This is a genomic window from Marinobacter sp. X15-166B, assembly GCF_001752365.1.
Classification (GTDB): domain Bacteria; phylum Pseudomonadota; class Gammaproteobacteria; order Pseudomonadales; family Oleiphilaceae; genus Marinobacter.
This window is the reverse complement of record NZ_MEIY01000001.1, coordinates 2,460,495-2,473,626: the sequence shown is the minus strand read 5'-3', so window position 1 is coordinate 2,473,626 and position 13,132 is coordinate 2,460,495. Positions and strand designations below refer to the sequence as shown.

The following is a 13,132-nucleotide window of genomic DNA, read 5'->3' as shown; positions in this document are numbered from 1 at the left end:
AAACTGTGTCATCTTTTCTGGTTTTGAGCCTGTCTCTGGGTCGGGCTCGAACACGAAGGTCGATGACTCCCTTCGGCTCTTTCAGGTTGGGAGCCCGATAAACGATCAGACTGCTCCACCCCGCATCAAACTGTGTCATCTTTTCTGGTTCTGAGCCTGCCTCTGGGTCGGGCTCAAACACGAAGGTCGATGACTCCCTTCGGCTCATTCAGGTTGGGAGCCCGATAAACGATCAGACCGCTCCACCCCGCATCAAACTGGTCCGCCTTTCGGGGTCTCCCCGATCAGCGAGGTGCGTATAATAGGCACTTACCGATCATCTGTCAACTGTAATCTGCAAATAAATCCGTCGGATAGCTTAGCTCTTGCCCGCCTGCGCCCGGGTTCAGGCCAACGCTGGCGATGGCTTCCTGCACCGGTCGAAACGAACGGCGGTGGATGGGGGTGGCCCCCAGCCGGCGCAGGGCCTCCAGGTGCGCGGGGGTTGGGTAACCCTTGTGCCCGGCCAGCCCATACCCCGGATAGGTTTGCTCGAGGGCCGTCATTTCGCGATCACGAGTCACTTTGGCCAGAATGGACGCAGCACTGATGGCTTCCACACGGGTATCCCCTTTGATCACCGATTCGGACGGCCAGCGCCAGCGCGGACAGCGATTACCATCAACCAGCACATACTCCGGTGCAACAGCAAGACCGGCAACCGCCCGCTCCATGGCGAGCATGGTCGCCTGAAAAATATTGAGCCGATCGATCTCGTCGCTGTCACAGCGGCCAATGCAGAACGCCAGCGCATGCTCCTGGATCTGCTCAAACAATTCGTTACGCCGTTTCTCAGTGAGTTTCTTGGAATCCGCCAATCCGGCAATCGGCACCGCCGGGTCAAGAATGACCGCTGCGGTCACCACTGGGCCAGCCAGGGGACCGCGCCCTACCTCATCAACACCTGCCAGCAGGTGACCCTGGTAACGACACTGGAACGGCGGTAACTCGCGTTTACTCATGATGCCCGGCCCTCCAGCAGCGACGAGACTGCGGACGCCGCGCGCTCGTCTGCACCCTGGCGCAATTGCTGGTGGAGGTCGCTGAATGCGGTTTTCAAGCGCGCTATTTCCTGTTCGTTTTGCAACCGTTCCAGCACCGCCCTGCCCAGGCTTTCCGGACTGGCGGCGTCTTGCAGCAGCTCGGGCACCAGCGGTTGTCGTGCCAGCAGGTTGGGCAGTGCCACATACGGCACTTTGATCAGTCTGGACAGAACCGCGAAACTCAATCCGCTTAACCGATAGCCGACCACCATGGGTTTCTTGAGCAGCATCGCCTCCAGGGTTGCGGTACCCGAGGCCAGCAACACCACATCACTGGCGGCCATCACATCTCTGGAGCGTCCTCTGATCACCGTCAGCGGTAATTCAACACCCACCTGCTGCACCAGAGCCTGTACCTGTTCCTCGCGCTCCCGGTTGATACAGGGAATCACCAGCTGAAGATCGCTGCGCCGTTCCTGTAACCATTTGGCGGCGGCCAGAAACAGCCCCCCCAGCCGCTCCACCTCGCCGGCACGACTGCCCGGGAGGATGGCCAGCACCGGCGCGTTTTGCTTCAGGCCCAGCGCGTGGCGGGCGTGAGCGGTGTCGGTTTCCATGGGTATGCGATCGGCCAGCGGGTGACCGACGAAGGCGACCGGGACCTGGTGCGCTTCGTAGAATTGCGCTTCGAAGGGCAGCAAGGTCAACATCAAATCCACCGATTTGGCGATTTTGAAAATGCGTTTCTGTCGCCAGGCCCAGACGGACGGACTGACGTAATGAACCGTGGGGATGCCCGCTTCGCGACACCGACGCTCTACCCCGAGAGTAAAATCCGGCGAATCGATGCCGATAACGACATCAGGGGGCGTCGCCAGAAAGTAATCCAGCAGGCGATCGCGGACACGGAACAACTCGCGCAGGCGGCCCAGCACCTCCACCAGTCCCATGACCGACAAGCGCTCCATGGGAACCAGTGAATGAAAGCCTTCGGCGATCATTTCATCGCCGCCAATGCCCACAAACCGCGCCCGCGGATAGCGCGCCCGGAGCGCACGGATCAGACCCGCCCCCAGAATATCCCCGGACGCTTCTCCGGCCACCATGCCAATGGTTAGGTTTCGCTGGCTGACGACCTGGACGCGTTCTCCGGGCACTTCACCAACCACTAGCGGACAATGCCACGGTGGGCATTGCGCAAGGAGTCAATCAGTGGCTGGACTTCGCTGTTGTCGCTGAACGTGCGCTGCAACTCATCCACCGCCTGCTCGGTCGTCAACCCGTGGCGGTAAACGATTTTGTAGGCACGACGCAGGTTCAGCAGCGCGTTCTTATCGAACCCCCGGCGCTTCAGTCCTTCCACATTGATGCCAAACGGAGCAGCAGACTGGCCACTGGCCATCACGTACGCGGGAATATCCTTGAGCACAATACTGCCACCCGCACTCATGCTGTGGGCGCCGATCTGGCAGAACTGGTGCACCATGGTGCCGCCCCCAAGAATGGCCCAGTCGCCCACCCTGACGTGGCCCGCGAGGGTGGAGCAATTCGCCAGAATGGTGTGGTCGCCGATGACGCAGTCATGGGCCACATGCACATAGGCCATCAGCAGGTTACCGCTGCCGATTCGGGTCTCTCCGCGATCCTGCACGGTTCCGCGATGGACGGTACAATTTTCGCGGATGGTATTGTTGTCACCAATGATCAGCCGGGTGGGCTCGCCGGCGTATTTTTTATCCTGACACTCTTCACCAATGCTGGAGAACTGAAATATCCGGTTGTTGCGGCCGATAACCGTCGGGCCTTTGACCACAACGTGGGACATGATCTCCGTGCCATCACCCACTTCCACACCGGGACCGATGTAGCTCCAGGGACCCACGACCACGTCGGCACCCAGTATTGCAGACGGGTCAACCAATGCTTGCGGGTGTACTCCTGACCAGTCCTGCGTTGCCATTAAACATCTCTCTCGGCGGACATGATTTCCGCCACGCAAGCGACTTCGCCGTCAACCAGAGCCCGACAGTCAAACTTCCAGATGCCGTGCTTGTTGGAAAGCAGAGTGGCTTCCAGTCGCAGCTGGTCGCCCGGCACGACCGGACGTTTGAAGCGCAGTTTGTTGGACCCGGCGAGGTAATGGATCACACCGTCGGCAGGCTTGCGGCCAGCGGTGACAAAACCGAGTATTCCTGCCAGCTGGGCCATGGCTTCGACCACCAGTACTCCTGGCATGATGGGCCGCACCGGAAAGTGACCGTTAAAAAACGGTTCGTTGACGGTCACATTTTTATAACCAACAATCGATTCGCCCTTCTTCACCTCCACCACACGGTCTACCAACAAAAACGGGTAGCGATGGGGTAGGTATTCTTTAATCTCTTCAATTTGCATCATCAGGAACGGCCTCAGCCTTCAATTTTTTTCTCTAGTTCTTTCAGTCGCCGCGCCATTGCGTCTAACTGTCGGAATCGAACTGCATTCTTCCGCCACTGGCGATTGGTATCAAAGTTGGTTCCTGAAGAATAGACTCCAGGTTCCTTGATGTTACCCGTCACCATGGTCATACCGGTCATGTGCACCTGATCTCCGATGGTCAGATGACCGGCCACACCTGTGGCCCCTCCAAATACACAGTGCCTGCCTATTCGGGTGCTGCCAGCGATCCCCACCATTGCGGCCATGGCGCTGTGTTCGCCGATGGTCACGTTATGGGCAATCTGGACAAGATTATCCAGCTTGACGCCGTTTTCCAGCCGGGTATCGTCGAGCGCACCCCGATCAATGGTGGTGTTGGCACCCACTTCCACGTCATCACCCAGGACCACCCGGCCCAGCTGCGCGATACGGTGCCAGACACCCTTCTCATTGGCAAAACCGAACCCGTCCGAGCCCAGCACCGCACCGCTGAGGATGTGACACCGTTTACCAAGAATGGTGTGATGACCGAGGGTGACCCGCGGCTGCAACACCGTGTGATCGCCGATCTGGCAGTGCGCACCAACGACGCAACCTGCGCCGATGGTTACTGATTCCCCCAGAACCACGCCCGCTTCGATAACCGCCAGAGGGCCAATGCTCGCGCTGGCCGGTATGACTGCATCCTCTGCGACGACCGCACTGGGGTGGACACCCGGAGCGGCCGCAGGCGTCTGGTCAAACCAGTGACTCAAGCGGGCGTAACAGAGGTAGGGGTCAGCAACGACCAGTGCGTTGACCGGTGGGGGCACGTCCACCCCCTCACCGACAATGATGGCCGACGCCTTGGTGTCCGCCAGATAGCGTGCATAGGATGCGCTGGATAAAAACGATATCTGTCCCTTGTCCGCCGCTTGCAGCGTGGCGATGCCGACAATCACCGCTTCGGGGTCACCGCGCAACTCGGCGCCCAGAAACCTCGCTATTTCTCCCAGCGTATACTCACCCTGCGCCATATCTCACTCCGAAAATTCCAGGCTGAATAACAGTGCACTTCACGCAGATGCGCCCCTAGCGTCGATTAGCGATTGAGCTGTTCCAGCAACTGTTCGGTCAGGTTCAGATCGGGCCGTACATACACGACCGCTTCGCTGGGCAGAATGATATCGAGATTGTGCTCTTCCAGCAGCGCCTTTACGGCCCTATCGACATCCGGGCGCGCCTGTTCCAGAAACTCCTGTTTGCGGCCGGCCACGGTGGAGTCCAGCCGTTGTTTGAGGAAATTGAACTCCTGCACTTTTTCCTGGAATTCGGTGCCCAGCTTGGTGCGCTCCGCTTCGTTCATCATGGGGCCGTCTTTTTCCAGACGCTCTTGCAGCTTGCGCGCCGCCTCCTGCACCTCACGCACTTTGGCTTCGTCCCCCGAAAAGTCCCGCTGCAGAGTTTCACTGAATGCTTTCGCGGCATCGGATGAAAATAACGCCTGCCGCAGATCGACTACGCCAATGCGGGTTTCTGCCACTGCCGGAACCGCCAACACCAACGCCAGCAAAGCCGCGATACCAGATCTTTTCAACATATCAACACTCCTCGATTGTATCCGTTCAGCACTCAGAAACTCTGCCCCAAAGAGAACTGGAATACCTGGGCTCTGTCTCCGGATTTCTTGTTCAACGGCTTGGCCAGACTGAAGGCCAGCGGCCCGACAGCGGTAATCCACTGGAAGCCCACCCCGACCGATGCACGGATTTCCTCCACAGCGGGATCAAACCCGCGGTCAGAATCAAACACCTGTCCGGCATCCAGGAAAAAGGCAGTCCGCATGGACCGGCTGTCGCCCGCGAAGGGGGTCGGGAATATCAGTTCCAGACTGCCTTCGGTCAGCAGGTTGCCCCCGAATGGGTCGGGTTCCGACAAATCGAACTCGCTGTTCGTTGCCCTGGGGCCCAGGGAGTTGGCTTCAAATCCCCGCACGGAACCATAACCACCCGCGAAATAATGTTCGTAGAACGGCATCACGTCCCGGTCACCGTAACCGTCGCCATAACCGATTTCTGTGCGCGCACGCAGCACCCAGCTATGATTTGTATTCAATGGCTGGTAAAAATCCGTCCGGTGGCTCAACTTATAATAGGTCAGATCACTGCCCGGTACCGCCACGTCAGCCGACAGGGAATGACTGAAGCCCTGGGTGGGCAACACCCCCCGGTTCAGGGTACTGCGCCGCCAGGAGCCAAACAGGAAGTAGTTATTAAAGCTGTTCCCTTCGTCGGCAATAAAATCCTCGACTTCCTGGGCGGTGAATTGACCGGTTTTCACTTTCGACAGGGTGTAACCCGTGCCGAAATTAAGCCGGGTGATGTTGTCGATGGGGTAACCAAAGGTGAGACGCCCCCCATACTCGTCCAGCAGGTAGGAGGAGATATCCTGGGCTTCGAAGTCGGTTTCCCGGGCAAACACACTGAACCCCCGGCTGACCCCATCCACGGTGTAATACGGGTTCAGGTAAGAAAAATTGGCGCTCTTGACGGAATCACTGACGTTGGCGCCGATGGATACCCGTTTGCCGCTGCCGAAGAAGTTATTTTCGGAGATGTTGGCCCCCAGGATAACGCCGGAGGTCTGCGAAAAACCAATCGACGCAGAGAGGCTTCCGGTAGGCTGCTCCTCGACCGTGTAATTGACATCGACCAAATCATCGGTGCCGGGTACAGGCTGGGTCTGCACGTCAACTGATTTGAAAAAGCCGAGCCGCTCCAGCCGGGTTTTGGAAAACTCGATACGGTCGGTGGAAGCCACGCCCCCTTCCATCTGGGTCATTTCCTGACGCAGCACGTCGTCGCGGGTGGACACATTGCCCCGGAAGTTTACCCGGCGCACATAGGCACGTTTGCCGGGTTCCAAGTAAAAGGTCACCGTCGCGGTGTGGTCGTCGCGGGTTTCCGGTATCGCGTTAACGTTGGCAAACGCGTAACCCTCGGTGCCCAGGCGTCGGGAGATCAGCTCGGAGGTGCTGACCATGCGGGCACGGGAAAATGTATCCCCCGCCTCGATGCGAATCAAATCCCGCAATTCCTGTTCGTCGACAATCAGGTTGCCACGCAGCTGCACGTCAGAAATGGTGTATTGCGGCCCTTCATTGATGGCGATGGCAATAAACACGTCCTTCTTGTCAGGCGAGATCGACACCTGGCTGGACTCAACCGTAAAATCGATATACCCCCGGTCCAGATAGTAAGACCGGAGTTTCTCGAGGTCGCCGCTCAAGCGCTCCCGGGCGTATTTATCCTTGCTGGTCAGCGACGCCCAGAAGCCGCTGGTACGCAGTTCAAACAGACCCAGCAGCTCGTCGTCGGAAAACGCTGCGTTGCCCACAATGTTAATGTGCTGGATGGCGGCCACGTCGCCCTCGTTAATGTCCAGCTTGATCGCCACCCGGTTGCGGGGCAGCTCGGTGGCGGTCGCCTTCACCCGGGCGTTGTAACGACCCTGACTCACATAGGACCGCAGAATCTCCAGCTCCAGGCGCTCCAGGGTCGCCCGGCGGAACACTTGCCCTTCGTCCATTCCGGCATTGGAAAGCGCATCCCGCAACATGCTGGTCTCAATGTTTTTGTTGCCCTCTATGTCGATGGAGCTGATCGACGGCCGCTCCTTCACGGTCAGGATCAAGACGCCTTCGTCGCGACTGGCTTCAATGTCGGTGAACAAACCGGACCGGAACAGGGTTTTGATGGCATCGGCCAGCAGGGCCTCGTCAACGGCCTCACCAATCCCCACCGGGAAGGCAGAGAACACTGTGCCCGCGGAAACCCGCTGCAATCCCTCCACCTCGATATCCGACACAACAAACTCATCTGCATGAACCGCCTGTAGATTCAGGACAGCAAATGCCAGGCCGGTAACAGTGCCAAAAAAAGTACGTCTCATTCGGAAATTTCGCCTGTGGATACGCGTTAAAGAGTTGGCAATTCTCACAACCGCATCAGGTCGTTGTAAAGTGCAAACACCATTAAAGTTAGAATCAATGCCAAACCAATTCGTAACCCCAGCGCCTGGGCCGCATCGGACAGCGGCTTACGCCGAATTGCTTCTATGGTGTAAAACACAATGTGGCCGCCATCGAGTATCGGTACGGGCAGCAGATTCAATACCCCGAGACTCACGCTCAGGTACGCCAGAAAGCGCACAAAGTCTTCAAACCCCGAACTCACGCTCGCTTCGGCGACGCGCGCGATGGTAATCGGCCCACTCAGATTACTGGGTGACAACAACCCGGTGAGCATTTTGTGGATCGCCACCAGGGTAAGGCGGGTATCGCTCCAGGTCTCATGCAGGGCCACCGGAATCGCCGCCAGCGGATTGTAACTGACTTGCCGCAACATTTCGTCCGGCCAGTCTACCGGTGCAACCCCTGCGCCCACAAATCCGAACGTGCCGTCGTCGTCGGTTGTTTTCGCGGCCGGGGTCACCGTCAGCTCAACCAGTGCACCTTGCCGCCGGACGGTGAGTAAAAGCGGCTGTTCCGGTGCGCGGCGAATCCTGTCAACGAGCGCAAACCAGTCGGCCACGGGCTCGCCGTCCACCGCCACCACCTGGTCACCCTCTCTCAGCCCGCCGGCGTAGGCCCGGCCGGAGTCGGCCACCATACCAATGGTGGCCGGCACGTCGGGGCGCAGCGGTTGAACGCCAAACTCTTTGAGCGGATTGGGGTCTTCCTCACTGAGGCGCCAGCCATTGAGTGTCCCGGTGAGATGGCCGGAGACGCCCTGCCCGACCACCTCAACCTGAATATTTCCCTGCTCGCCTGCCCGCTCAAGCAAGCGCATGTTGATGTCCCGCCAGGAAGTTACCCGGTGACCATCAATCTCGCGGATCTCCATGCCCGTCGTCAGCCCCACCCGTTCAGCCACGGACCGGGGCGTGACCTCGCCCACCACCGGTGCGAGGACGGTGAACCCGACCACACTGAGCAGCCAGTAGGCCAGGATGGCAAACAGGAAGTTGGCGACCGGCCCGGCCGCGGCAATCGCAATGCGTTGACCCGGTGACTTGGAGGTGAAGGCCTGATCTTTCAGCGCCTCGGGCACAGGGCCTTCGCGCTCGTCCAGCATTTTTACGTACCCACCCAGGGGAATCGCGGCTACCGCGAATTCCGTGCCCTGCCGGTCGTACCAGGAAAACAGCGGCTTGCCGAATCCCACGGAAAAACGCAGTACCTTGACCCCGCAGCGGCGCGCCACCCAGAAGTGACCATACTCGTGAATGGTCACCAGGATACCCAGGGTCAGAGCCAGTGCCAGAATAGCCTGAATTAACTGCATAACACCCTCAAACGGTCCAACTCAATGCCACCTGACAATCAGATCGCCCGCTGTGCAATCAGTTCCCGGGCTCCGGCCCGTGCCTGGCGATCACACGCAAAAATGACATCCAGGTCGGTTGCAGGCTGTACCTCAGTGGCCGCCAGGACCCGCTCGATGACCACCGGGATGTCGGCAAAACACAGTCGCCCGGCGAGGAAGGCCGCGACCGCCTCTTCGTTGGCCGCATTCAGGGCGGCCGGCGCGGTGCCACCGGCCTCAAACGCCTCAGCGGCCAACCGCAGGCACGGAAAACGCTGCACATCCGGACGTTCGAAATGAAACCGGCCCAGCGCAAATAAATCCAGGGGCGCGACCCCGGCATCGATGCGCTCGGGCCAGGCCAGACCATTGGCAATGGGAGTGCGCATGTCGGGACTGCCCAACTGGGCCAGCACCGACCCGTCCAGATATTCCACCATGGAATGGATAATGCTTTCCGGGTGTACGTGCACCTCGACGCAACCGGGGGTGGTATCAAACAGCCAGCAGGCCTCAATCAGTTCCAGCCCCTTGTTCATCAGGGTGGCCGAGTCCACGGAGATTTTCTGTCCCATCGACCAATTGGGGTGCGCACAGGCCTGTGCGGGGGTCACGGTTTTCAGCTGTTCTGCGGTATAAGAGCGGAAGGGTCCGCCGGAGGCCGTCAGCAGAATGCGCCGTACCCCCGCGCCGTCAAGATTGCGCACATGGGTGGGTGGCAAGCACTGAAAGATCGCATTATGCTCGCTGTCGATCGGCAGCAGTTCTGCGCCTGAGGCCGTCACCGCATCCATGAACAGCTGACCGGACATCACCAGCGCTTCCTTATTCGCCAGCAGCACCCGCTTGCCCGCGCGGACGGCCGCCAGAGTCGGCAGCAAGCCGGCCGCGCCAACGATGGCGGCGACCACCGTACAGGCTGCCGTATCTTCGGCGGCCTGGCACAGCCCGTCTTGCCCCGAAAGCACCTGAATGGCAGGAAGATCCGCAAGCTCCAGACGCAGCCGGGCTGCGGCCGGTTCGTCCGCCATCACCACCAGGGCCGGTGCAAATTCGCGGCACAGGGTGGCCATTTCGGCCACCCGGGTACAGGCGGTCAGCGCATGGACCGAAAACCGCTCCGGATGACGGCGGACCACGTCCAGGGTATTCAGACCCACAGAGCCGGTGGCCCCCAGAATTGTTAACTTACGCATGGTCAACCACCTGCAACCAGCCAGCCGAGCAGTATTGCCAGTAAGGTGAACACGGGCAATGCTGCCGTCAGACTGTCAATACGATCGAGAATGCCGCCGTGCCCCGGCAGTAACTGGCTGCTGTCTTTGACCCCGCGGAAGCGCTTCATCATGCTTTCCAGCAAATCGCCCAGTACCGACACCAATCCAACGGCCACGCTCACCACCACCAACAGGCTGGCCTCAACCAGACCAGCGTTGGCCCACTGGCCGGCGAGGATCGCCAGAACCGCGACCGCAATCAGGCCGCCCCACACGCCTGCCCAGGATTTGCCCGGGCTAACCCGGGGCGCCAATTTGGTCTTGCCAAACGCCCGTCCGGAAAAGTACGCGCCGACATCGGCCACCCACACAGTGGCGAACACATACACGATCAGCCACAGGCCGGTGTCGATGTCGCCAAATGCCGGGCTGCCGTTACGCAACACATTCAGACCAATCCACGCCGGCACGAGCACCAGCGCCCCCATCACCGCCCGCACGGCCACCGGTTGCCACAAGCCACTGGTACCGGGATAGCTGCGCACCAGAAAAAAACAGATCAGCCACCACAGCAGGGCAAGCCATAGCACAACGGTCGAGGGCTGATAGCACAGATAGAGAATCGCGCCGATAACCAGCGCATAGGTGACGCGCTGCCATTGCGGCACCAAACCCGCGAGATTGGCCCACTCCCAGGCGCCCAGCAGGATGATCGCGCCGGTAAACAGCGCAAATCCGAGGGGCCCCAGAAAAAAGATACCACCGATCGCCAGAGGGGCCAGTATCAAAGCAGTGATAATGCGGGTTTTGAGCACAGTAAGGTTCGCTTTATATCGTTGTTATTGCTGCTGGCCAGCAACCTGATCATCTGTCTGTCCGAAACGACGCCGGCGCCCGGCATACACCTGAAGCGCCTCGCGCATTTGCGCTGCGTCAAAATCCGGCCAGAAGACGGGGGAAAAGTAGAGTTCGGTATAGGCGAGGTGCCACAGCATAAAGTTGCTGATCCGCTGCTCACCGGCGGTGCGTATCATCAGGTCGGGTACGGGCAGATCGCCTATGGATAAATGCTGCTGGATCAGATCATCGGTGATGTCGGTGGGCGCCAGCCTGCCCTGCTGGACCTGCTCGGCCACCTTTTGCGTGGCCTGTACAATATCCCAATGACCGCCGTAATTGGCGGCAATCACCAGCGTCATAAGGGTATTGTCTTTGGTCAGGTTTTCCGCCTTGGCCATATGCTCTTGCAACGCCGGGCTGAATGCCGTGCGATCACCGATGATCCGCAGCCGGATGTTGTTTTTATGCAGCTTTTTCACTTCACGCTCCAGCGCAAATAAAAACAGCCGCATCAACGCGGATACTTCGTCTTCCGGGCGGCGCCAGTTTTCACTGGAGAACGCGAACAGGGTTAACACCTCCACGCCCTCCCGCGCACAAACCTCAACGGTGGACTTGACCGCGTTCACCCCCGCCTTGTGTCCGGCCACTCCGGTTAGCCGCCGGGCTTTGGCCCAGCGGTTGTTACCATCCATGATAATCGCCACGTGCCGGGGCCGGCTGCTTGCCGAAACCGGAATCTGTGCGGATACGCTTCCCGTCATGCCATCCCCTCACCAATGCCCTGCGATACCCACCAAGGCACCGATGTCTGATTCGCGAACAATTCCTGATGGATCACACTTCCATCAGGTCCTCTTCCTTGGCTTTCAGCATTGTTTCCACTTCGGCGATGAAGCGGTCGGTCAACTTCTGGATTTCATCCTCGCCACGGCGCAAATCGTCTTCGCTGATTTCCTTCTCTTTCAGCAACTCTTTCAGGTCGTTGTTGGCATCACGGCGGGCATTGCGAATGGAAACGCGCCCGTGCTCCGCGTCGGCGCGAGCCTGTCTGACCATATCCTTACGGGTTTCCTGGGTCAGCATGGGCATGGGCACCCGGATAACATCGCCCGTGCTGGAGGGGTTGAGTCCGAGATCCGAGGTCATGATCGCCTTCTCGATCGCGGAAACCAGGTTTTTTTCCCACGGCGAGATCGCCAGGGTCCGGCTGTCTTCCACGTTCACCGCGGCCACCTGTTTCAACGGTGTATCCTGGCCGTAGTAGTTCACCATAACGCCATCAAGGATGGACGGATGCGCGCGTCCGGTGCGAATTTTGTTGAACGCCGAAGACAGGGCTTCGAGGCTCTTGTTCATGCGCTTCTCGGCATCTTTCTTGATTTCATTAATCACAAACATCTCCTCAATTCGTTATCTGACTGAGCGTGTCAGGCTTCAACACGTTCTTCAATAAGCGTACCTTCAGGCTCACCGGTTACCACTCGCGTCAACGCGCCCGGCTTGTTCATGTCAAACACTCGCAACGGCATGGCGTGATCCTGCGCGAGACAAATGGCTGTCAGGTCCATCACTTCAAGCTTCTTCTCCAACACCTCATCGTAGGTGAGCCGGTCGTACTTGATCGCCGTTGGGTCTTTGACAGGGTCGGCTGAGTAAACACCGTCTACCTTGGTGGCCTTGAGCACCGCATCCGCCTGGATTTCAATGCCCCGCAAACAGGCTGCGGAGTCCGTGGTAAAGAAAGGGTTGCCGGTACCGGCACAAAAAATAACAACATCACCGTCTTTCAGGTCACGCACCGCGCGGCGACGATCGTAATGCTCCACAATACCACTCATCGGGATGGCCGACATAACCCGGGTGCGGATGTTGGAGCGCTCCAGCGCATCGCGCATGGCCAGACCGTTCATAACCGTGGCGAGCATGCCCATGTGGTCGCCGGTCACCCGGTCCATGCCCGCTTCACTCAGCGCGGCGCCCCGAAACAGGTTGCCGCCCCCCAGCACCAGGCCCACCTGGATGCCGATTCCCACCAGCGTACCGATCTCAAGGGCCATACGATCAAGCACTTTGGGATCGATGCCAAACTCGTGTTCGCCATTAAGAGCCTCACCGCTGAGTTTAAGCAGAATGCGCTTGTATCTGGGTTGAGTGGTCGCTGACTTCTGCATGGTAATCCCCTTGTGGTGTCTGGCAGGAACGAGTTATTGCGGGCAAGCCACACCGTCAGAGCAGTGTAACCCTATTTCCGGACTTGTATCGGACATACCCCTGAAAAAAGGGTATC

General features: G+C 59.1%; 13 protein-coding genes. All 13 read right to left on the bottom strand.

All coding sequences use genetic code 11. From position 1 onward, the window contains the following. Nucleotides 1–323: 323 nt before the first annotated feature. The 13 genes from rnhB to pyrH all read right to left on the bottom strand — a co-directional run bounded on the left by rnhB (nucleotide 324) and on the right by pyrH (nucleotide 13,016). A complete protein-coding gene (rnhB, locus tag BG841_RS11615; protein WP_070057809.1) occupies nucleotides 324–1,001 on the bottom strand; it encodes a ribonuclease HII in 678 nt (225 codons plus the stop codon). Then, nucleotides 998–2,179, bottom strand: coding sequence for a lipid-A-disaccharide synthase (gene lpxB, locus BG841_RS11610; RefSeq protein ID WP_228141648.1), 1,182 nt, complete (start codon nucleotides 2,177–2,179; stop codon nucleotides 998–1,000). Before lpxB ends, rnhB begins: the two co-directional genes overlap by 4 nt. Before the next feature lie 11 nt (nucleotides 2,180–2,190). Then, complete coding sequence (lpxA, locus tag BG841_RS11605; RefSeq protein WP_070057807.1) at nucleotides 2,191–2,982, bottom strand: acyl-ACP--UDP-N-acetylglucosamine O-acyltransferase; 792 nt, start codon at nucleotides 2,980–2,982, stop codon at nucleotides 2,191–2,193. Further along, complete coding sequence (gene fabZ, locus BG841_RS11600; protein ID WP_070057806.1) at nucleotides 2,982–3,419, bottom strand: 3-hydroxyacyl-ACP dehydratase FabZ; 438 nt, start codon at nucleotides 3,417–3,419, stop codon at nucleotides 2,982–2,984. Before fabZ ends, lpxA begins: the two co-directional genes overlap by 1 nt. Nucleotides 3,420–3,430: 11 nt before the next feature. Further along, nucleotides 3,431–4,456, bottom strand: coding sequence for a UDP-3-O-(3-hydroxymyristoyl)glucosamine N-acyltransferase (gene lpxD / locus BG841_RS11595; protein WP_070057805.1), 1,026 nt, complete (start codon nucleotides 4,454–4,456; stop codon nucleotides 3,431–3,433). Between the two features lie 65 nt (nucleotides 4,457–4,521). After that, nucleotides 4,522–5,019, bottom strand: coding sequence for an OmpH family outer membrane protein (locus BG841_RS11590; protein ID WP_070057804.1), 498 nt, complete (start codon nucleotides 5,017–5,019; stop codon nucleotides 4,522–4,524). A gap of 32 nt (nucleotides 5,020–5,051) precedes the next feature. Continuing rightward, nucleotides 5,052–7,370: an outer membrane protein assembly factor BamA gene (gene bamA, locus BG841_RS11585; RefSeq protein ID WP_070057803.1), complete on the bottom strand. Its 2,319-nt coding sequence runs from the start codon at nucleotides 7,368–7,370 to the stop codon at nucleotides 5,052–5,054. A gap of 44 nt (nucleotides 7,371–7,414) precedes the next feature. After that, the gene (gene rseP, locus BG841_RS11580; RefSeq protein WP_070057802.1) at nucleotides 7,415–8,764 is read right to left on the bottom strand and encodes an RIP metalloprotease RseP; all 1,350 of its coding nucleotides are present in this window, start codon (nucleotides 8,762–8,764) and stop codon (nucleotides 7,415–7,417) included. Between the two features lie 38 nt (nucleotides 8,765–8,802). Continuing rightward, complete coding sequence (ispC, locus tag BG841_RS11575) at nucleotides 8,803–9,981, bottom strand: 1-deoxy-D-xylulose-5-phosphate reductoisomerase (protein WP_070057801.1); 1,179 nt, start codon at nucleotides 9,979–9,981, stop codon at nucleotides 8,803–8,805. Nucleotides 9,982–9,983: 2 nt separating this feature from the next. Beyond that, nucleotides 9,984–10,817, bottom strand: coding sequence for a phosphatidate cytidylyltransferase (locus tag BG841_RS11570; RefSeq protein ID WP_070057800.1), 834 nt, complete (start codon nucleotides 10,815–10,817; stop codon nucleotides 9,984–9,986). Between the two features lie 24 nt (nucleotides 10,818–10,841). After that, nucleotides 10,842–11,606, bottom strand: coding sequence for a polyprenyl diphosphate synthase (gene uppS / locus BG841_RS11565; RefSeq protein ID WP_070057799.1), 765 nt, complete (start codon nucleotides 11,604–11,606; stop codon nucleotides 10,842–10,844). Between the two features lie 73 nt (nucleotides 11,607–11,679). After that, nucleotides 11,680–12,237, bottom strand: a complete 558-nt coding sequence (gene frr, locus BG841_RS11560; protein ID WP_070058802.1) for a ribosome recycling factor — start codon at nucleotides 12,235–12,237, stop codon at nucleotides 11,680–11,682. Nucleotides 12,238–12,272: 35 nt separating this feature from the next. Continuing rightward, nucleotides 12,273–13,016 carry a UMP kinase gene (gene pyrH, locus BG841_RS11555; RefSeq protein WP_070057798.1) on the bottom strand — a complete coding sequence of 248 codons (744 nt, stop codon included), beginning with the start codon at nucleotides 13,014–13,016 and terminating at the stop codon, nucleotides 12,273–12,275. Nucleotides 13,017–13,132 lie beyond the last annotated feature (116 nt).